The organism is Streptomyces sp. NPDC093544 (assembly GCF_040683495.1).
In the GTDB taxonomy this organism is placed as follows: Bacteria; Actinomycetota; Actinomycetes; order Streptomycetales; family Streptomycetaceae; genus Streptomyces.
This window is the reverse complement of the sequence record NZ_JBFBEA010000016.1, coordinates 65556-86168: the sequence shown is the minus strand read 5'-3', so window position 1 is coordinate 86168 and position 20613 is coordinate 65556. Positions and strand designations below refer to the sequence as shown.

The 20613-nt window shown below is 71.6% G+C and carries 17 protein-coding genes; 6 read left to right on the top strand and 11 right to left on the bottom strand.

From position 1 onward, the window contains the following. The first annotated feature begins 44 nt into the window (after positions 1 to 44). Positions 45 to 944 (top strand): hypothetical protein, encoded by a 900-nt coding sequence (locus AB0N66_RS24530; protein ID WP_365438790.1) that lies wholly within the window; start codon positions 45 to 47, stop codon positions 942 to 944. Positions 945 to 1004: 60 nt separating this feature from the next. On the opposite strand, the gene AB0N66_RS24525 is transcribed toward AB0N66_RS24530, so the two are convergent. The 10 genes from AB0N66_RS24525 to AB0N66_RS24480 form a co-directional block, all read right to left on the bottom strand. Beyond that, on the bottom strand, positions 1005 to 1610 hold the full coding sequence (locus AB0N66_RS24525; protein ID WP_365438788.1) for a hypothetical protein: 606 nt from the start codon (positions 1608 to 1610) through the stop codon (positions 1005 to 1007). Beyond that, a complete protein-coding gene (locus AB0N66_RS24520) occupies positions 1513 to 2409 on the bottom strand; it encodes an FkbM family methyltransferase (protein ID WP_365438786.1) in 897 nt (298 codons plus the stop codon). The genes AB0N66_RS24525 and AB0N66_RS24520 overlap by 98 nt, the downstream gene beginning before the upstream one ends. Then, positions 2406 to 2633: a Trm112 family protein gene (locus AB0N66_RS24515; RefSeq protein WP_365438784.1), complete on the bottom strand. Its 228-nt coding sequence runs from the start codon at positions 2631 to 2633 to the stop codon at positions 2406 to 2408. The genes AB0N66_RS24520 and AB0N66_RS24515 overlap by 4 nt, the downstream gene beginning before the upstream one ends. After that, entirely contained in the window at positions 2630 to 3535 is a 906-nt protein-coding gene (locus AB0N66_RS24510) for a DMT family transporter (RefSeq protein WP_365438782.1), read from the bottom strand. Before AB0N66_RS24510 ends, AB0N66_RS24515 begins: the two co-directional genes overlap by 4 nt. A 15-nt stretch (positions 3536 to 3550) precedes the next feature. Beyond that, on the bottom strand, positions 3551 to 4309 hold the full coding sequence (locus AB0N66_RS24505) for a class I SAM-dependent methyltransferase (protein ID WP_365438780.1): 759 nt from the start codon (positions 4307 to 4309) through the stop codon (positions 3551 to 3553). After that, on the bottom strand, positions 4306 to 5625 hold the full coding sequence (locus tag AB0N66_RS24500; RefSeq protein ID WP_365438778.1) for a condensation protein: 1320 nt from the start codon (positions 5623 to 5625) through the stop codon (positions 4306 to 4308). Before AB0N66_RS24500 ends, AB0N66_RS24505 begins: the two co-directional genes overlap by 4 nt. Then, positions 5622 to 10163, bottom strand: coding sequence for an alpha-(1->3)-arabinofuranosyltransferase family protein (locus AB0N66_RS24495; RefSeq protein WP_365438776.1), 4542 nt, complete (start codon positions 10161 to 10163; stop codon positions 5622 to 5624). The genes AB0N66_RS24500 and AB0N66_RS24495 overlap by 4 nt, the downstream gene beginning before the upstream one ends. Continuing rightward, positions 10160 to 10885 carry a class I SAM-dependent methyltransferase gene (locus AB0N66_RS24490; protein WP_365439052.1) on the bottom strand — a complete coding sequence of 242 codons (726 nt, stop codon included), beginning with the start codon at positions 10883 to 10885 and terminating at the stop codon, positions 10160 to 10162. The genes AB0N66_RS24495 and AB0N66_RS24490 overlap by 4 nt, the downstream gene beginning before the upstream one ends. 125 nt (positions 10886 to 11010) lie before the next feature. Beyond that, positions 11011 to 12165, bottom strand: a complete 1155-nt coding sequence (locus AB0N66_RS24485) for a glycosyltransferase family 4 protein (protein WP_365438774.1) — start codon at positions 12163 to 12165, stop codon at positions 11011 to 11013. A gap of 277 nt (positions 12166 to 12442) precedes the next feature. After that, positions 12443 to 13420 (bottom strand): DUF3068 domain-containing protein, encoded by a 978-nt coding sequence (locus AB0N66_RS24480; RefSeq protein WP_365438772.1) that lies wholly within the window; start codon positions 13418 to 13420, stop codon positions 12443 to 12445. Between the two features lie 286 nt (positions 13421 to 13706). Here AB0N66_RS24480 and AB0N66_RS24475 point away from each other — a divergent pair, with 286 nt between their 5' ends. From AB0N66_RS24475 to AB0N66_RS24460, 4 genes are all read left to right on the top strand, one after another. Next, complete coding sequence (locus tag AB0N66_RS24475) at positions 13707 to 13859, top strand: hypothetical protein (RefSeq protein WP_365438770.1); 153 nt, start codon at positions 13707 to 13709, stop codon at positions 13857 to 13859. A gap of 1 nt (position 13860) precedes the next feature. Further along, entirely contained in the window at positions 13861 to 15180 is a 1320-nt protein-coding gene (locus tag AB0N66_RS24470; protein ID WP_365438768.1) for a helix-turn-helix domain-containing protein, read from the top strand. Between the two features lie 131 nt (positions 15181 to 15311). Next, on the top strand, positions 15312 to 16085 hold the full coding sequence (locus AB0N66_RS24465; protein WP_365438766.1) for an IclR family transcriptional regulator: 774 nt from the start codon (positions 15312 to 15314) through the stop codon (positions 16083 to 16085). Beyond that, positions 16082 to 16924, top strand: coding sequence for an SMP-30/gluconolactonase/LRE family protein (locus AB0N66_RS24460; RefSeq protein WP_365438764.1), 843 nt, complete (start codon positions 16082 to 16084; stop codon positions 16922 to 16924). The genes AB0N66_RS24465 and AB0N66_RS24460 overlap by 4 nt, the downstream gene beginning before the upstream one ends. Positions 16925 to 16979: 55 nt before the next feature. Here the strand turns inward: AB0N66_RS24460 and AB0N66_RS24455 are convergent, their stop codons facing one another. Continuing rightward, positions 16980 to 19928, bottom strand: coding sequence for a beta-galactosidase (locus AB0N66_RS24455; RefSeq protein ID WP_365438762.1), 2949 nt, complete (start codon positions 19926 to 19928; stop codon positions 16980 to 16982). 71 nt (positions 19929 to 19999) lie between these two features. Between AB0N66_RS24455 and AB0N66_RS24450 the strand changes: the two genes are divergently transcribed. Continuing rightward, on the top strand, positions 20000 to 20431 hold the full coding sequence (locus AB0N66_RS24450; protein WP_365438760.1) for an Rrf2 family transcriptional regulator: 432 nt from the start codon (positions 20000 to 20002) through the stop codon (positions 20429 to 20431). The last annotated feature ends 182 nt before the right edge of the window (positions 20432 to 20613 follow it).

Here is a 20613-nt window from a genome sequence, read left to right as displayed (position 1 = left end):
GTTAGCCTGCGGCAAGATCACCAGGAGTTGTCTGCCGTACGAGGATGGAGTCCACCGTGGCCCGCAGTGCCGCACGTGCCCGTATCGCGCTCGCCACCTACGACCCGGGCGCGGGGCCCAGCAAGGACCGGGACCTGCCCGTCCTTGCGGCGGCGCTGGAGGGGGCGGGTGCCGAGGTCGGTGTCGCGTACTGGGACGACCCGGAGGTCGACTGGGCCGGGTTCGATCTTGTGGTGATCCGGTCCACCTGGGACTACAGCTGGCGGGTCGCGGAGTTCGTGGCGTGGGCGGAGCGCTGCGGGCGGGCGACGCGGTTGGTCAACCCGGTGGGTGTGGTGCGGTGGAACGCCGACAAGAGGTATGTCGGGGACCTGGCGCAGGCGAGGGTTCCGGTGGTACCGACCCGGTATGTCGCGCCGGGGGATCCCGTCGACCTTCCCGAGGACCGCGAGTTCGTCGTGAAGCCCACGGCCGGCGCGGGCGCGCGGTACGCCGCCCGGTACGCCCCCGAGGAGCGGGAGACGGCCGTACGGCATCTCGCGCGGATGCACGCGGAAGGGCTCACCGCGATGGTGCAGCCGTATGTGAAGAACATCGACGCCGGTGGAGAGCGAGCGCTCCAGTTCTTCGGCGGGCGGCTGCTGCATGCCAGCCGGAAGGGCGCCGTCCTTGAGCCCGGGACGTCGTACGACGTGGACAAGATCGCGCATCCCCAGCTGGAGCCCTGGGAGCCGACTCCGGCCGAACTCTCAGTCGCGGAGCGCGCGTTGGCCGCCGTACCGGATGCGGGTGAGGTGCTCTACGCCCGCGTGGACCTGGTGGACGGCGATGACGGGGAGCCGTGCGTCATGGAGCTGGAGCTGATCGAGCCCAATCTCTTCCTCTGGCTGCACCCGGAGTCGGTGCCCGCGGTCGCGGAGGCGATCATCACGGCTGCCCTTTGACGCCGCTCGCTCCAGTAGCGGTTACGGCTGGCCCTTGACGCCCACCCGCTGCAACAAACACTACGGCTGCCCCTTGACGCCCACCCGTTGCAACAGCCCCCAGGTGAACTCCGCCGCGCAGTCGTGTCGTACGCCTGCCGCGTCCGGGGCCGTGAACGCCAGACCCCAGCGGGTCGGCGCCGTGCCCTCCAGCGGCCGGGCGGGGGCGAAGGCGCGGGCCGCCTCGTCGACCGTGCAGGACCAGGGGGTGAGGTCGTCGAGGGTATCGAGGACCGGGCCCGGGGCTCCTGGGGCGCGGACCAGCCACTCGTTCCAGGCGATGCCGTTCGGGGCGACCAGGACCTCGAAGCGGAGGTCGGGCCAGAGGGGGACGGGCCAGAGCAGGGCCTCGCAGGCCAGGTCGCCGATCTGGCGGGGGACGACGGACTCCGGGGCGCCGAGGATCGAGCGGTAGCGGGAGATGGCCGCCCGGGAGCGCGGGGCGTGCCGCATCGCCTGCCAGCGGCGGTTGGCCTCGCGCATGTCGGCGATGGAGACGCCCAGCTCGTGGCGGGCGTCCTCGACGAGGTCAGGGTTGTGGTCCGCCATGCGGCGCAGCAGGACCAGCTGGAAGTCGAGAGGCGTGAAAGGGGTCGTGGGGCGTTTTGCTGGCGGCATGGGACCCATCGTCGCGTATGCGCGCGTCGCCCGGACGACCGCCGTCCGGGAGGAAGAGGACGGAGTTCACATAGCGGGGGCCTCGCGGGGGAAGCACCCTGCGCAGCAGTCCCTGCGAGACGACGTGTGACGTACGGGCCTGGTGGGCTTCCAGAGGGAAGGACGCGAGGGGCAGCCAGGTGTCGCCGGGCAGCACCCAGCCCTGGTAACCCTGCTGGGCGAGGTGCGCGACGACGGGAGCGACGGGCTGGATACGGGACTCCAGTTCGATGAAGAGGGCCGGACGGTCGCGGGCGATGAGGGCGCTCGCGCCACGCAGGACCGCCAGTTCGTTGCCGTCCACGTCGATCTTGATGAAGTCGACGTCGTGGAGATCCAGGCTGTCCAGGGTCAGGCACCGCACGTCCAGGGCGCGGGCGTGGATGTCCCTGCGCACGAGGGAGGACACGCCTCGGTCGCCGGCGTCGTCCGGGGGGAGCCACAGGTGGGCCGTGCCCTGGTGGTCGGAGGCGGCGGCGTGGATCACGCGGACGTTCGCGGGGGTCACGGAGGAGAGGAGCCGGGCCAGGTGCGGGACCGGCTCGACGGTCACCACGCGGTCGGCCCGGGTGGCGAGGCGGCGCGTCCAGGGGCCGTACCAGCCGCCCACGTCCACCGCCGTGCCGCAGCCGGGCGGGCAGAGGTCGGACAGCCGGGCCAGTTCGGGTTCGAAGCGCGGATAGACAAGGCGGGCGGTCGCGGCGACCAGGCGCGTCGGGAGGAAGCGGGCCAGGCGGGCGGTCAGAGTCATCGGCGGCGGGCTGCTCATGGGGCCATCCGCTTGAGGAGTTCCTCGTGTTCGTCCGCGTCGACCTGCTCTCCCGAGGACGGCAGCAGTTGCGGAATGCCGTCCGTGATCGGGTAACGGCGTTGCAGGCGTGGGTTGTACAGCGCCGCTTCCGACCCCACGGACTCATCGGGTACGAGCAGATGGAGCGGGCCCTTGTCCAGCGGGCAGGCCAGGATCTTCAGCAACGGGTCGTCGGGGTTCACGGGGGAGTCAACTCCTTGGTGGCAACGGGGGGTTGGGGTGCCGTGTCGTGTTTGGGCATGACGAGCAGGACGGATACCGCGAGGGCGGTGCCCGCCAGGCGCAGCGCGAGCCGCACCGGGTCGTGCGGCAGCGCCTCGCCGAACGCGAGCGTGCCGAGCACCGCTGTGAACAGACTCGTCACCGTCGTGCAGACCGGCACGATCAGCGAGGCCCGGCAGCGCTGCAACGCCGCCTGCGACATGACCAGGCCGAACGCGCCGGTGAAGAGCAGGAGATAGGGGTACGGGGAGCGCAGCAGGTCAACCACCGCGCCGCCGAGTCCACTTGTCGTCAGATAGCTGGACACACCCTTGATGGCGAGCGAGCTCACCCCGTACAACAGGCCCACCGCCACGCCGTATTCGACGCCGGTGGACGGCATCCGGTGCCGGTGCCGGGAGCGGCGCTCGGCGGCCCCGTACAGCCAGATGCCCAGTGCGAGGGACGGCAGGCAGACGGTGAGGATCAGCGGTGCCGGAGCGCTGCGGCTGACCGTGTCCGAGTCCTCGCTCAGCGAGAGCACCACCATCAGCAGGGCGGCGAGGATCGCGCCGAGCGCGTAGCGCTCGCGGCCCGTCGTCTCCTCGCCGAGCAGCCGCGAGGAGAGCAGTACGAGGATGACGAGCCCGGAGACGAAGATGCCCTGGGCGGCGGCGATGGGAAGGGTGCGGTAGACGGCGAGCTGGGCGCCGAACCCGGCGGCCAGGGACAGCGAGCCGCCGATCCACAGGGGGCTGCCGAGGACCAGCCGCAACAGCCGGGCGGGGCGGCGGATGTCGACCTCCGGCATGGCCGCCAACGCGCGTTTCTCCAGCACGAATCCGGTGCTGTACAGGACGTTCGCCAGCAGGGCCGCAGCCACCCCCCACCACATGGTCTACGTCCTTCGGGCGTGCAGGAGCAGGATGGAGGACGCCGACGGGACCGCGCAGGCCAGCCGGTCCAACGGACGCAGGGGACGCGGTACGCCGTGGAAGGGCGCCCCCTTCAGGCGGACGACCTCGAACCCGGACGCGGCCACGAACTCCCGTAGCGCACGAGCCGTGTAGAGCCGCAGATGGCCCACCACCTCCTTGCCGGGGCGGCCGTGGATCGCGCGCAGACTGACCTCCGAGAACACCGGCTGCACGCCGGCCAGCAGCAGGGCGCGGTTGTACCAGGCGGCGAGGTTCGGGGTGGAGAGCATCAAGTGGCCTCCGGGGCGCAGGACCCGGCGGATCTCGTCGAGCGCGGCGTCCGGGTCGACGAGGTGCTCGATCACCTCGCTGAACAGCACCGCGTCTGCCGCTCCCGCCGCGAACGGCAGCCCGCCGTCGCTGAGTTCACCGCGGATCGCGTACGGCACACGGGCGTGGGCCCGTCGCAGGGCGTCCTGCGACCAGTCGACGCCGACCAGGCGGTGCCCGGCGAGGAGGGGCGCCGCGGTCGCGGCGGCGGAGCCGTCACCGCAGCCGATGTCCAGGACGGTCTTCGCGCCGGCCGTGGCCGGGCCGAGCGCGGCGGCCAGCATCCGGGCCTGGCGCAGGCTGCGGGCGCTGCCCGACGCGACGGGGACGGCCGGATCCTCGTAGAAGTCGCGAAGTCCCCGGCGTACGACGCCTGTTGTCCCGGCGGCCGCGGGAGCCTTTGACGTCATGGGCCGTTCTCCTCCGTCGCGTGCAGATAGTGCTCGAAGAGGTCGCGGAGGTGGGCGCCGTCGCCGTGGCTGAGCAGGCTGCGCGACCAGCGCAGGGCGACGTGCAGGCGGCCCGCGGTGGAGGCGGTGGTGACGGTCAGGCCGCGCGGCATACGGGCGGGCGCGGAGAACCAGACCGCGGTGGCGCGGCCCGCCGCCTCGCCGAAGTCCAGCGGGTACGGGATCCGGCCGATGTTGCTCAGCAGGGTGGTCGAGGTCCAGGGCGCGGCGGCCCGGCGCAGGCCCCGGGTGACGGCGGCGCGCCAGGTCACCGGGACCACCGGAGCGGTCAGGAGAGCCGCGACGTGGCCGAGTTGGGGGCGGTCGAGGGACTTCAGGGCCTGGGTGCGGAGCGCGGTGCGGCGCAGCAGCTCGCCCATCCTCGCCACGTCCAACTCCTGTGGGGCGAAGGTGACTTCCACGAGTCTCGTGCCGTTCCCGATGGGCATGCCCATGTCCCTGGGCCGGTCGTCGACCGGCATGGTGATCCGCAGGGGGCGCCTGCGGGCGCCGTGTTCCCTGTTCCAGTGGGCGAGCATCAGGGCGGTCGTGACCATCAGCTGGTCGTTCACCGTGTAGGGGGAGCCCTTGGGGCGGCGCGGCACGTTGAGCTCGGTGACGAGCAGGCCGTTGCCCGGGGAGGGTTCGGGGGTGCCGTGGGCCACGCGGGCGGGCGGAGCCCAGGTGGAGGGGGTGTCCACCCGCTCGGCCTCGGCGGCGCCGGGCGTGCGTACGGGGGGCGCGGTGGGGGAGTTGTCGCGCCCGCCGTACAGTTCCGCCGCCGTGGCCAGGATGCGGAGGCAGGCGGGGCCGTCGAGTGCCGTGTGGTTCACGGTGAGGAAGAGGACGGTGCCGTCGGCCGCGCCGTCCTCGTCGACGACTTCCAGGCGCACCGGCGGTGCGGCCGACAGCGGCGGGGCGTCGTCCAGTGCCCGGTCCCGGGCGTGCTTGAGGGCGTCCCGGTCCGACGGCGGGAACGTCACGACCTCCACGTCCGGGCTGTCGGTGAGCTCCCACTCGTACCGCAGGCGGTACCAGGGCCCCGACGCCTCCCGCATCAGGATGCGGGGGTGCCGGCGCAGCGCCTCGTTGAAGGCCGACCGCATACGTCCGGGGTCCAGCCGGCCGGGCACGTGCACCTCGATGTGGACCGTCTCCGGCTCCGCCTCCTGGAGACAGTGCCGGGCGACTTCGTCGACGACGGGAAAGGGGACACGCGCGGGGGGCCTGACCGGCCCGCCCGCGCCGCTCCGTGCCGGGTGCTCGACCGCGGTCATATGGCCTTGTCCCTCCCCGCGTGGGCGGAGCCGGGACCGCGAGCGGAGATCGTCGGTCCGGACTCGGGCCGAGTCTCGGCGCTCGCAGGTTCGGGAGGATTCAGCCCCTCCGGCGTTTGAGGAGCGGGGTCCGGGGCGGAGCCCCGGGAAGGGACGGGTAGGGGCGGAGGGGGCGAATCAACGTCGGTCCCAGGCCCGGACCCGGACCGCGGATCCGTCGCCTCGGGACGGGCGCCGGGCTTCTCCCCGGCCGACTCGGCTTCAGCGCCGGGCTTCTCCCCGGCAGGCTTGGCTCCCGCACGGGGATCGACACCCGGCCCGGGGTTCTCCCCCCGCACCCGCTGCGGCAACGGCGCCGTCGGCGCCTCCGAACCGGGTGAGCCTGGTGACGACGACCACTGCCACGGCGGCGGACCGCCGGGAGCAGCTTCCCGGACAGTCACCAGCGCCGCGAACAACCCGATCAACGCAAGCAGTTGAGCCACCGCGGAGAACGCCCCCTCATCCGCGGACACCGCCTCCCCGGCCCCCGTCGCGGCAGCGATCCCCGCCCCGGCGAGCGCGAGGAACGCGATCGGTACGAGGAGCGCGTGCCGTTTCCACGCGAGCAGGGCCAGCGCCGGGACCAGCAGCGCGAAGAACCCGGCGATCACGATCGCGACCAGCGTGAGCGCGACCAGGCCCAGCCACACCCCGGGCCCCGGCGACACCGGCTGCGGCTCGTCCGCGTTGGGCTCGCGGCGGCGCCACAGGACGAGGCCCACGAGAGCGGCCACGCCGACCCCGCCACCGATCAGCCCGGCCTCGTACGTCGTCGAGGGCTCGTACGACAGCTTGACCGTGCCGCCCGCGCCGGACGGGATCTGCCAGCCCTGCTGCCAGCCGTCGAGCCGTACCGGCGTGAGTTCCTTGCCGTCGAGCGTCGCCTTCCAGCCGTCGTTGAAGTTCTCGTACGTCGTCAGGTACGAGGCCGCGCCCGAGCCGACCGTCACCTCGCGGCGGTCGCCCAGCCAGTCGCGTATCCCCAGATCACGTCCGGCGGTGGCCGCCTCCGTGACCGTCCCGCGGGTCAGCGTCACGTCGGTGACGGTGAGTGGTCCGGCGTTTCCGGCCTCGACCCGGTGCGAGCCGGTACCGAGGTCCAACTCGGCGTTTTCGCTGCCTTCCTGGCAGAGCGTCAGGTCGATGGCCCGGCGTTCGACCAGATCCGCCACCGTCCCGGTCGCGCTCGTCTCGTACAGCTTCCCGTCGACCGCGACCGCCGGACCCTTGCCGCAGGGGAGCGAGAACTCCCGGGTGCCCGACGGCTGCTTGGTGCGGTACTGGTCGAGGGCCGGGATGTACGCCTCCGTCAGACCGACCGGCAGTTGCAGGTCGGCGTCCGCGACGGGGTTGTGGACGGTCAGCGGCGCGGTCTCGGTGACGGTGATGTCGAGGCGGTCGGTGGTGATGGGCTCGAAGCGGGCCCAGCCGTTCTCGTCGACGCCGACGATCGCCGCCCCGTCCGGGGAGCTGATGGCGATCTTGGTCGGGCGGGTCGAGAGACCGCCCGCGGGCGCCAGCACGATCGAGGAGACCGGCTGCTTGTCCGGCCAGCTCAGATGGATCGTCGGGTTGTCGCCCGCGATCCATGCCGTCGTCAGGTCGCCGTCGGTGAGATTGCGCGCCGAGAGACCCGCGCCGAGTTGCGCCGTCGAGTCGGCCGTCGCGACGATCCGGCTCTGCTGCTCGGGCGCCACCTCATACAGCAGCTTGTCGAGTTCCTCGCCCGGGACCGGGACCGCGCTCGCCTTGATCTCGTACGTCCCCGCCGTCGACGTCGAGAAGGTGCGGTGCAGGCCCGCCTCCGTGCCCGTCGGGGACAGCCCGGTGGGGTCGGCCGAGCGGTGCAGGGAGACGATCTCGGCGGTGGCGTCCGAGTCGGCGGCGTCCGTCGGGAGCTTCAGGAGGCGGGTCACCTGGACGTCCGGGATGTCGATCTCGGAGAAGCCGGCGCCGGTGAGGCCGGTGTGCTGCTCCGTGGAGTCGACGATCGTGATCTTCAGCCAACTCGTCGAGCCGGACGGTGACTTGATGCTCTGGGTCATGCCGTTCGGCTGGAGATAGCTCGTGGCGGAGCCCTTCTCCGTCTCCACCCGGACCCGCGTCGCCGCCGACCGTACGCCGTCCTGCGGCAGCGGTGTCACCTTGAACGACGAGGCCATGTCCACGGACCCGGTGAAGCCGATCCGCAGCCACTGTCCGTCCGCCGAGCCGGCCGCGCCCTCCGCCCAAGCGGTGTCCGGGTTGCCGTCGAAGGCGTTCACGGGGTCGTACTGCGGGAGGTAGAACAGCCAGTTGCCGGTCGAGGAGGCCGTCACCGAGCGGGCGCCGCGGAGTTCGGCGACCGTCTGGTGCTCGATGCCCTCCGTCGGCACGATCTGGTGCGGTTTCTCGCCCGGATCCTGCGCGCTGTCGCTGTCGTTGCGCTGGTCGGCCGTGTACGTGTACGAGGTGTTGGCGTTGACCAGCCCGAAGCGGGTGTCGGCGCGCCGCAGCCCGTCGCCCAGCACCTGGACGGCCGGGGTGCCGAGCCCGGGATGGTTGTCGCCGGTGAGCACGGCGGCGCGGTCCCGCATCGAGGGGTCGGCGGAGAGCGGCAGGAGCGCCTCGGGGCCGCCGGAGACGACGGCGGTGTCGGCGATCGGCTTGAGCCCGGCCTGCCCCGGCCGTGCCACGTCCTCGCTCGCCGGCTCGTAGATCTCGACAGCCCGCTGGCGCGGATACAGGCCTTCGACCTGCAAGGGGGTGTCCTCGGCGATCCGGCCACCGGTCATTTCGGGGCCGAAGCCCGTCACACGCTGGTACCCCGACTGTTCCAGGGTCCGCTTCACGGTCGCGGTCGGGACATAACCCAACTGATCGGGGTCCAGGTCGTTGCGTACGACGACGTAGTAGAGGCCGGCCCGGCTCAAGTAGTCGGCCAGGCCCGGGACTTCAGAGCCCGTCATCAGTGACTGCTCGACCGCGTCCATGGCGCGCCGGTTGCCCGCGGTGCCGAACGGGACGTAATCGCGCTGCGCCCAGCGGGATTCGGCGAGGACATCGAGGGGCTGGTCGATGGTGGAGCCCCAGGTGTAGATGCCGTGCGCGGTGGCGGGGACGACGAGGGCGCGGGAGTCGGGGGAGTACTTCTCCAGCCAGTCGGCCGTCGTCTGCCAGTACTTGGGGAGTTCCTGGAAGGAGCCCGGGTTCAGGATCGAGCCGTTGAGATACGGCCAGGCGAGGCCGGGGAGGACCAGGATCGCCGCGATCAGCGGAGCGTAACGGCGCCCGCGGACCCGTCTGGCCCCCCGCTGCTCCGAGGCGATCCCGACCAGATGGGCCAGCCCGAACACGAGGGCCAGCGCCAGCCCAGCCTGGAACTTGTAGATGTTGCGGAAGGGGACGAGCCCGCCGTTCAGCCAGTCCTGGACCACACCGTGGAAGGGGGCGCCGAACGAACCGCCGTACCCGGCCATGGTGATGAGCGCGACCGACAGCACGGTGAGCACCAGCCAGCGCCGCTCGGGCAGGTCACGGCGCGCGAGCCCGGCAAGACCGAGGCCCGCCGCGAGCGCCGAGCAGACGACCACGATCACCGAGGACACGACCGTCCAGCCGGCCGGCAGCCAGGCCTCGCCGAAGTGCAGATACGCGACCCAGTTGCCCGCGCCGCGCAGGGTCTCCGTCGCCGACATGGTGGCCGTCGTGGTCTGCGAAGTCTCCACGTACGGAAGGAAGTTCTCGCCGTAAATGCCCAGCATCAGCAGCGGGATCACCCACCAGGCGGTCGCCAGGATCACGCCCGGCACCCACCAGGCGATCAGCTTGCGCTGCCGTGGGCCGCGCGGGCGGGAGAGGAGATACAGGCCCACGGGGAGCAGCGCGGCGAGGGTCGAGGCCGCGTTCACGCCGCCCATGAAGGGGATGACCAGCGCCGAGCGGAGGGCCGCGACGCGGGCGCTGTAACGCTCGTTGGTGAGCGGGAGCAGGACCCAGGGCAGGAACGCGCCGGGGAGCGCGGCCGCCGAGGTCGAACCGACGACGATCGTGAACACCGGCCACAGCGCGTACGCGGCGGCGGCGAGCAGCCGGGACGCGGGTGTGCCGATGCGCAGCCGCTCGGCCAGCCGCAGCGCGCCCCAGAACGCGACGGACACGATGAGCGACATCCACAGCCGCTCCGCCAGCCACACCGGCAGGCTGATCAGCTTGCACAGGCCGTAGAACGGCAGCATCGGCCAGACGTAACCGACGTACTGGTCCTGGATGCCGCCGAAGCCGCCCCGGTCGTGCCACAACTGGCCCAGATCGGAGAGGAACTGCCAGGGATCGAGCGCGACACCGAGCTTGGTGTCGAAGGTCATGCGCCCCGGGTGCACGACCAGGAACAGCACGAACAGCACGGCCCAGAACCCCAGCAGCCACCGCCGCGACCGGGGCCCCTCCGGGGGGCCCGAGGTGACCGCGGTGGGGCGGACGGCTGCCGGAGGTGGAGCCTGGACCGTGCTCGTCATGGTGAGGACCGCCGGAGGATGAGAAGGAGATTCCAGGTGGCGAACTCGCGCAGCCCCGGCGCCTTCGCGACGGCTCCCGCGAGGAACGGCCAGTAGCGGGAGCGCGCCGAGACGACGTGGACGTCGTCGCGGGCGCGCACCTGCCGCAGGGTGGTTCCGATGTGCACGGCGAAGAGGTTCTCGCCGAGCGTGTGCTTGGCCGGTTTTCCGGTACGGCGGAGGTAGCGGGCCCGCGCCCGCTCGGCGCCGAAGTAGTGCCAGGGCGCCCACTCGTGACCGCCCCACGGGGACAGCCAGTTGGTGAACGACACGTAGATCAGCCCGTCGGGCCGGGTCACCCGCACCATCTCGCTGATGAACGTCTGCGGATCGGCCACGTGCTCAAGGACGTTGGACGAGAAACAGACGTCCGCGACCCCGTCGGCCAGCGGCAGCAGATAGCCGTCCGCCACGACCGCCGAGCCGGGCGGCTTCGGCCCCAGCTCCGCCATGTCCGGCTCGAAGAGGTACGCGTGCGCCCCGCGCCGCCGGAACTCCTCGGTGAAGTACCCGCTGCCCCCGCCGACGTCCACGACGGTACGGCCCGCGACGGCGCCGTCGTACGCCTCGACCTGGTCGGCGGCGTCACGGGCAAGGAGTGAGTAACAGGCCTCCGGGTCGTCCTGCTCGTGCAGGAAAGCCCGGAAGAGGGTGACGGACCGGCGTATGGAGGGATCCTTCATACGGGCGGTGGGGGCGCTCGCGGTGCCCAGCCCCTTGTCGCCTCCGCGGCCGCTCTTGGCGCCCAGCCCCTTGTCGCCTCCGCGGCCGCTCTTGGCGCCCACCCTTTCGTCGCCTCCGCGGCCACTCATGGTGCCCAGCCCCTCACCGCCTCCGCGGCCACCGCTCTGAACCGGCGGACCGTGTGGTTCCAGCGGTACTGCGCGGCGCGGTCGCGGGCCGTCCTGCCCATGAGGGTGCGGCGGTGGGCGGACAGGGCGAGGGTGCACCAGGCCGCGGCGAAGGAGGACTCGCCGCGGGCCAGGACACCCGTCTCGCCGTCCACCACCGAGTCGCGCAGACCGGGTACGTCGAAGGCGACCGCCGGGGTCTCGCGGACCGCCGCCTCCGTGACCACCAGGCCCCAGCCCTCGACCGCCGAGGGGTGCAGCAGCAGCCACGCGGCGCACAGCAGCCGGTGTTTCTCGGCCTCGGAGACATGGCCGGCGAACTCCACGCCGGGGCCCGCGAGTTGCTCCAGGCGCTCCCGTTCGGGGCCGTCCCCGACGATCACCAGACGGCCGCCCGTGACCGGGCGTACCCGCTCCCAGAGCCGCAGCAGCAGATCGATCCGCTTGTACTCGACGAGCCGCCCCATCGCCACGAACAGCGGCTCCGGCGAGCGCGAGCCCTGGAGGCCCGGCTCCTCGACCCCGTTGTGCACGACCCGGATACGGTCCCGCTCGACGCCGATCGCGTGCAGCGCGTGTGCCGTCGACGGGGAGACGGCGACCAGCAGGTTGCGGCGCTGTGCGACGCCCGCCAGCGCCCAGTGTTCGAGTCTTCGGCCGATCCGGGCGGCGGGCGCCAGCGGCCCGCCGAACCGCATCCGCCACAGGTCGGTGTGGACATGGTTGACCAGGCAGAGTGTGGGGCCGTGGTGCCACAGCGGCGCCAGATACGGCATGCCGTTGGACACCTCGACGAGCAGGTCGCAGTCACCGACCTGCCGGTGGAACGTGGGGCGGGCGCGCAGATAGTGGCCCAGGTCGCCGCCCGCCGAGACGACCCGGTAGTCGCGGTAGGCCGCCGGCCCACCGCACAGCAGGGTGACCTGGTGGCCGAGCTGGGTCAGCCCCTCGGCGAGGCGGTCGACCAGGAGCTCGGAGCCGCCGGCCGCCGGGTTGTCGAGATCACGGCGGGCAAGGAAGACGATTCGGCGCGGCGGCTGGGGAAGCGCCGGAAGGTGCTGCGCGGAGCGCGGGAACGCGGGGCGCAGCGGGGACGGCACGTGCTGGGGCATTGGTGCTCCAACTCGTCTCAGGGTGCGGAACTCAGCGTGGGGGGTCGGACGGTGGTTCATCTAGCAGGGTGCAGGGTGTGGAACTGGCGGTCGGTCCTGCGGATGTGGGGGTCCGGTGGGTCCTGCGGATGTGCCGGTCTGTGGGGTTTGTGGGCGTTGGCTGTATCGGTGGTGTGAACGGACTGTGCTCGGGTGGGGGTGGACAGTTTTCGCCCAGCGGTTCGATGCTGCTACTCACCTAGGTGACAATTTTTCAGCTTTGTGAGCTGACGCCTCATCACATCGTGGACGCAGGCTGGGAGGACTCGGGCGTATCGGGATGCGGACGGCCGCGTACCACCAAAACGACTCCCACCGCGGCGAGTACCAGTCCCAGCGCACCCGCCCCGATCGGCAACGTCTGTCCCACCGCGCGCAGTTGGCCGCTCTCCTCCTTGGCCCGGTCCACCGCGAACTTCTGGGTGTCGGTGGTGAAGGCGAGCTTCTCGGCGTCCAGCAGCACCGCGGCGTCCTTCGTCCCGCCCGGCGCCCGCAGCGTCCTACGGGGTCCGACCTGCGCGTACAGCACACGGCCCGTGCGCTGGTCGACGACGAGTTCGACGAGGTGGTTGGCGTACCACTCCTCGGCGAGCACCTGGCTGCGCTCGGGCTCGCCGACGATCGCGCCCGGTACGAGCCGCGTCCCGGTCTTGGTCGCCGGGACCGTGCCGGTGAAGCGATAACCCTCGTACCCCTGAATCTTCTTGGTACCCCGGTAGCTCAAAGTCACCGTTGCCCCAAGGGAGTTGTCCCACCAGCGGTACGCGCGTTTCTGCACGTCGAAGGGGAACTTCAGGTACGCCTCGCCCTGGATGTACGGCTTCTCCTGGCAGCAGTGCACCGGCTCGTTGGTCGTCCGGTCCATGACCCACCGGTGCGGGGTGAACTCCAGCGCGTCGTGCGGGTCCGCCGCGGGCAGCGACTTGTCGGTGTCGACCGTGGTCGTCACGTCCCAGACCCCGTTTCCGCTGGTCTCGCTGGCGGCGACGTCACCGCGTACCTTCTGCGTGACGGTGATCTTCTGGTCGGGCACGGTCTCGACCTTGTCGACGTCGAAGACGCTGCCTGTGCCCGTGTAGACGGCGGTCTGGTCGATGTCGATCGGATTCACGGCGGCATGTGGTTTCACGTACCAAGCGAGCAGCGGGGCCAGCACGAGGAGAAAGGTCCCGAGGCCCAGAAGGATGAGGGAGACGGGCGAGGCTTTCCGGTGCATCCGGGCACTCCAGAGGGCGTGAGACGGCTCGACACGCGGGTCGTGCGGGCGGGTCGACACCGTGGGGAAAGTGCACCTGCGGTATGGGCCGGGAACCGTAGGCGCACCCTTGACGGAGTGTCAATGCATTGTCGAGACTGTGGACTTGCCGGCCGGGACCGGCGAACATCGGGAACGCACCACGGGGAACGGGCAGGGGTCGCCGACCGCACGACCATGGGATGACCACGGTCGCGGACGAAGCGGCCGGGGTGGGGACGACCTCCGACAGAGAGGCTGACCCGCGATGTCCAGACTGCTCGCCGCCGCACTGACCGTCCTTGGCGCCACCGCACTCGCGGTCGGTGCCGCCCTCGGCATCGTCGCCCTGCTCGACGCGACCCCCGACCAGCCGAACACCCCGCTCATCACGTACGAGAACGCCGGTCAGGAGCGCTGACATGCCGCCCCGCCCGTCGCGCGCGGGAACCCCGACGGTGACCACTCCCGGCCCGTCACTCACCGGAGCGCCGACGGCGACCCCGCGCCCGGCAACCGTCACGACGCGCTCGGCCTGGCGCGACGTGCCCCGCCTCCAGGTACGTCAGTTCGCGGCGCTCGCGATGGCCGAGGCGCCGGTGCTCGCCGAGGAGATCCTCCAGGAGATCCGCCACGAGTACCCGACGCTGCCCGTCTTCCTCGACGACTCCGGCGAGCCCATGGCGCTGATCGGCATTCGCCGCGCCATCGAGGTGTTCGTGCAGCACCTGGAGACCGCCGAGGGCCGGCCCCGCGTCCACCCGGAGGTCTTCCAGGAGTTCGGCCGCGGCGAGGGCCTCAACGGCCGCAGCCTCGACTCGCTCCAGGCGATCTACCGGCTCGGGGTCCGGCTGGCCTGGCGCCGGTTCGCCGAGATCGGGCAGCGGGTCGAGATCCCGCCACCGGCCATGTACGAACTCGTCGACGCCGGTTACGAATACCTGGACGGTCTGGTGGACCAGTCCGTACGCGGTTACGCGGAGGCCGCCGCCCGGCAGGCCGGGGAGCGCCTGCGCCTCCAGCGCCGCCTGATGGAGCTCCTGCTCTCCGAGCACCACCACCGGGGCGACCCGGCCGAGGCGCTCGTCGAACGCGCCGCCCGCATCGGCTGGCAGCTGCCCGACAAGGTCGCCGTCGGGGTACTGCTGCGCCCCGCCCGCGAGGCCGTCGCGCCCGCCGTGAGCCAGGGCGTACTGCTCGACATGGAGTACGAGCAGCCCCGCATGGTCGTCCCCGAACCGGACGCCGCGGGCCGCCCCGAGCTGCTGCACCGCGCGCTGACCGGCTGGTCCGGCGCCATCGGCCCCCCGGTGCCGCTCGCCGACGCCGCGAAGTCGCTGCGCTGGGCGGAGGCCGCCGTACGCCTCATGGAGCGGCGCCTGCTCCCGTCCGGTGAGGTCCTGCACTGCACGGAACACACCGAGGCGCTGGTCCTCCTCCAGCCCGAGGAGCTCATCGACGACCTCGCCCTGCGCTGCCTCGCGCCCCTCGCCCACTGCGGCCCCACCCACGGCCGCCGCCTCGCCGAGACCCTGCTCGCCTGGCTGGAAACACGCGGTGGCGCCCCCGAGGTCGCGGCCCGCTTAGGCGTTCACCCGCAGACCGTCCGCTACCGCCTGCGCCAGATAAGGGAACTGTGGGGCGACGAGGTCGACGACCCGGACCGCCGCTTCGAACTGGAGCTGGTGCTCAGGGCGCAACGCCTGCGCGGGGAACTGGGCGATCCGAGAGCCCGGCGGTAGTCACCTGCCCCACATGCCCCTGCGGTCACGCACAGCGCACACCCATTGCCCACCCAAGACCACTATGAGTAACCTATGTTCGCCATGCCGATCGGCTGTTGGCATTTCGAACACAAGGGAGGGGGCCGGTTGTGGGACGCCTTGTACCTGCCGTGACCCGAGCTCTGGACATACTCGAGCTCTTCCTCGACGGGGACGGCACGCTCTCCGCCCCCGACATCGTGCGCAGGCTCCAGCTGCCCCGCACGACCGTGCACGAGTTGGTCACCACGCTCGCCGCCCGCTCGTACATCGTGGGGGTGCCCAGCCAGCCGGGACGCTACCGGCTCGGTGTGCGGCCCTACCAGCTGGGCAGCCGGTACGCGGAGCAGCTGGACCTCGCCGCCGAGGGCCAGCAGGTCGCCCGCTCGGTCGCCGAGACCTGCGACGAGACGGTGCACGTCGCGATCCTGGAGGGCACCGACGTCATCTACATCGCGAAGGTCGACTCCACGCACGCCGTGCGCATGGTGTCCGCCGCGGGCCGCAGGCTGCCGGCCCACTGCACCTCCGTCGGCAAGATGCTGCTCGCCTCGCTCCCCGATCAGGAGCTGACGTCCCGCGTCCCGGACGACGCCGAGCTGGTCGCGATGACGCCCAACAGCATCACCGAGCCGGCCGCGCTGCGAGAGGCCCTCGCCGAGATCCGCAGCCGGGGCATCGCCGTGGAGAGCCGCGAGTCCAATCCGGATGTCAGCTGCGTCGCCGCCCCGGTGCGCGACCGCACGGGCCAGGTCGTCGCCGCCCTCTCCATCTCCGTACCGATGATCCGCTGGAGCGACGAGCGCCGCGCCGAACTGGAGCAGCTCGCCGCGAAGGGTGCCGTCGAGCTGTCCGAGCGGCTCGGCCACCGGAGCGTGGGATGACGGCGATCGAGGTCGCCGTACACGAGCACGCGACTCTGGGGGAGGGGCCCACGTGGGACTCCCGGGAGCAGCGGCTGATCTGGGTCGACATCCTCGGCTCGCGGGTCCACACGTACGACCCCGGCACCGGCCGCCGCACGGTCATGGTCACCGAGCAGCACGTGGGCGCCGCGAAGCCGCGCACGGGCGGCGGCCTGGTGGCCAACCTCCGTGACGGCGTGGCGATTTACGACGGCATCGACGGCTTCCGGTGGCTGCACCGGGAGTTCGTCCCCGCCCGCCGTGGCAACGACGCGGCGGTCGCACCCGACGGCTCCCTCTGGTTCGGCACCATGCGCTACGACGAGGCACCGGGCGGCGGCACCCTGTCCCGGCTCGCCCCCGACGGCACCGTGCGGACCATCCTCGACTCCGTCGCCGTCAGCAACGGCATCGGCTGGAGCCCCGACGGCCGGCTGATGTACTACATCGACTCGCCGACCCGAAGCATCGACGTGTTCGACATCGGCGATGACCAACTGCCGCTCAACAGGCGGCAGTTGGCGGCGGTGGACGAGGGTTTCCCCGACGGTCTCACCGTCGACGCCGACGGCTGCGTCTGGGTGGCCCTCTGGGACGGCGGCGTGGTCCACCGCTACACCCCGGACGGGAACCTCGACCGCGTGCTCGAACTGCCCGTACTCCGCCCCACCGCCTGCGCGTTCGGCGGCGCCGACCTCACCGACCTGTACATCACCACAGCTCGTACGGGCCTGGAGGCGCCGCATCCGCTGTCGGGCTCGGTGCTGGTGGTGCCGGGCGCCGGGAAGGGGCTCCCGCAGCCGGCGTTCGCGGGTTAGCCGCGACCGAAGAGAGCCCCTTGCTGACGCGGAACGTGATCCGGCCGGACACGTCCTAGCTCGTGCGAGCGTGGCCGGGAGAGTCCACCACCGTCACCGGTACCCCTCCGGCCGCGCTGCCCAGCAGCGTCAGCTTCACCTCGCCCGGACCCGAGGGTGTGGTCCCGTCGGACAGTACAGCCAGGGCCAGTGTGTTCGCGCCACGCGTGCGCAGCACCCCGTTCGGCAGGACGAAGGTGTGCTGGGGGCCTACGTCGTTGATGTACTGGCCCATGTTCCAGCCGTTCAGGAAGATCTGGACGCGGTAGGCGCGGGCCGGGTCGTCGGTGAGCGTGAGCCCGACCGAGGCGTCGACGCCGGTGTCGATGGAGAGCCGGAACCCGGTGCGGTACCAGACGACGCCCTGCCGCCGCTCGGCCCGCGGGAAGTCGGCCGCTTTCCAGCCGTCGTCCGCGAACCCGGGCAGATGCCAGCCTTCGCGTTCCCCGTACAGCCCGCCGTGGTTGAGCGGTCCGCGTACCGGGTCGGCGGCCGCCTCACCCTGGATCCGCCAAGTGACGGCGGGGGAAGCCCCGTTGAAGGTCACCGCAGTCAGCCCGCGGGCCGCCTTGTGGGTGTCGTCCGCCTTCCCGTCCTGGTCGTGCTGCATACGGCGGACGAGGACGGAGAGGACGTGCGGCCCCTCGCCGAAGGAGAGGGGGAAGACCGCCGTGTCGGCCCAAGTCCCCTGCCTGACCGTCTTCTTGTCCGGCACCGGCATCCGATGCGTCCCCAGCGGCTCCCCGTCCAGCCACGCCATCAGCACACCCTGCGTTCCCGTGGTGAAGTCGAGGGACACGGACTCCGTGGCACCCTCGAAGTGCCCCCGGTACCAGACGTCTCCGTAATGGAAGCCGTAGTCGTCGGCGAACAGCACGGGCCGCCCGGCCGGTACGGGGGTGGTGCTGTACGAGGACGTCCTGTCCGCGACCGTCCACCCCGAGTCGTCGAAGTCCGCGGCGGACTCCGGGTTTTCGTCGGACCGCCGCCAGTCGGTCAGCACGGGGAGCAGGACACCCGGTACGCCGGGCAGCCGCTGCTCGGCCCGCAGGCTCCCGGAGGGAGTGGCGTGCGTCCTCAACGCCCCCTGGTTCCAGACGACTTCACTCACCCCGCGCGGCCCCCACACCTCAAGATCGGCCGCCTCCACCGTGTCCCCGGTGAGATGGACGGTCGAGCCGCGCAGGGCGGCGGTGCGCAGGAGTGCGGGGCCGCGTACCAGCACCGGTCCCGACGGGGTGTCGTACCGCCACAGCCGCCCGGAGGTCTCGTCGTCCGCGAGAAGCAGCAGAAGCGGCGCCGAGGCACCGCCGCCCTCCACCAACACTCGCGTAAGTCCGCCGAGTTGAGCCCAGACCCGGAGCACACCACTCTCGTACTCATATGCCGCGGCCCCCGCCAGCACGGTCACCGTCGGCTCACTCGCGCACTCCAGCGCGGTCTCGGTCGTCTCTCCTGAGCGGCCGGTGAGCACGGCGATGTCCTGCCGACCGGCCGCGAGCCACAGCATCGGCTGCGCGGTCGAGTACGCCAACTTCCTTCGCCCCAGGGCGATCCCGGTGGCCAGCAGCCGGGCGTCGAGGGCGGGCACGGTGAGCGGAAGGTCCGCGAAGGGAAGCGCCGTCGTCACCTCCGCCGCGGTGTCGTTGCGTACGACGTAGAAGTGCGCGCCGGTGTCCGGGTTGACCAGCGGATACACCTTGACCTGCGGGTCCGTCCCGGCGACCGGCTCCGCGCGGTCCAGCTTGGCCAGGTCGGGCACGGAGTGCAGCAACTGCCCGATCTGGTGCATCGGGACCAGCTTGGGGGTCGGCTGCCGTGCCTCGTCCAGGGCGGCACCGTAGTCGTACGACGTATAGACGATCGGCGCGGGCAGCCAGCCCCAGGAGGTGCCGCCGAAGGTCATGTAGACGTTGTGGACCTTGATGCCGTTGGCGAGGTTGGTGAGGTAGAAGCGCCGCTCGTACGCCGCGTCACGCGTCCTGGCCGACTCCGCGTACCCCTTGCCGTCGAACTCGACGCCACCCCACGGATCGAACCAGCCGCCCCCGAACTCGGGCATGAATCCCGGGGTTCGAGGACTCGCCGTCGAGCCCCCCTTCGTACCGCCGATACCGAAGTAGCCCCAGTCCGGCGGGGGTTTGAAGGGCGTGGGATACCCGTCGAAGCCATACAGGTAACGCCCGCTCTCCCCGCCCGTGTCGAAGGTGCCGGGTGCCCAATCCCCGTTCCTGCCCTTGTCGTTGTGGAACAACGGTACGTCGATGCCGTCGTCGCGGACCTTGGCGTACAGGTGGGCCATGTAGTCGCGGCCGAGGGGGCTGGTGACGTGGTCCGCGTACTCGTTCTCCAGCTGGTAGAGGACGACCGTGCCGCCGCCGTCGGTGTAGAGGTGCCGGGCGACGATCCGGTCGACGACGGTCAGCCACTCGTCGACGTGCTTCAGATAGGTCGGGTCCGAGGTCCTCGCCGTGCCCTCGGTGGCGGTCAGCCAGCCCGGGAAACCGCCCGCGTCGACCTCGGCGTTGATGTACGGACCCGGCCGCAGGATCACGTACAGACCGGTCTCGGTGGCCATCCGCAGGAACAGGTCGAGGTCGCGGACGCCGGTGAAGTCGTACGTCCCGGGCGCGGGGGAGTGGTAGTTCCAGGAGACGTAGATGCTGATCGCGTTGTAGCCGTGGGCGCGCAGCTTCTGCAGGACGTCCAGCCACAGGGACGGGCTCGGCAGGCGGAAGGGGTGGACCTCGCCGGACCACAGGACGACGCGCCTGCCGTCGATCAGCATCGAGTACCTGTCGAAGCCGACGGTGTGCCGGTCGCCGTCGGCACCCGGCGGCCCGGGCGCGGGTCCGGTGGGCGCGGTACCGACGGCGTACGCGCTGCCGCTCCCACTGCCGCTCAGGGAGAGGCCGAGGGCGGTGGTTGTGGCGAGTGCGCTGAAGGTACGTCTGCTCAACACCATGCGGTTCTCCCCTGGACAGCGGCGGCTCGGGTGCGGCCATTGTCCACAGCGATTCGTCCCACAATGGTCGTATGAGGATCCCGGCGCGGGCGGATTACACGGTACGGGCGCTGCTGGAGCCGACGGTCCGGCAGGACGACGGCCCACCGGTGAAGGCTGAGGCCATCGCCACCGCACAGACCATTCCGTACGAGTTCGTGGAGGGAATCCACACCGACGTCCGGCGTGGCGGCCTGGTCGCCGGCCGGTGCGGCGGCAAAGGCGGCCATGCGCCGGACAGGTCCTGGCGGCCGATCCGGCTCACCTACGCCGGCTCACCTACGCCGGCTCACCCACGCCGGGTCGGCCGAACCCCTGACGTCACCGGCACTGTGCTCAGTCGTTGCCGCAGCCCGTGGAGACGCGGGCTTTGGTGGACCAGGTGTTGGTCGTCACGTCGAGGGCCATCAGGGTCGAGTTCTTCGCGTAGCCGTAGGCCGTGCAGTCCAGCAGACCGGTCGTGAAGTCGAAGGCCCCGCCGTGGCGCCCGGAGACGGAGCGCGCGGTGGTGGTCTTGTACCAGCTGGGAACGCCCGGCACGCCGCCGTCCTTGAAGAGGGCCATCTTCACCTGGCCGCCCACGGTGAAGCTCTGGCCGCGCAGGACGAGCCCGTAGACGCCGATCGTGCTCGGCGCGCGGGTGGCC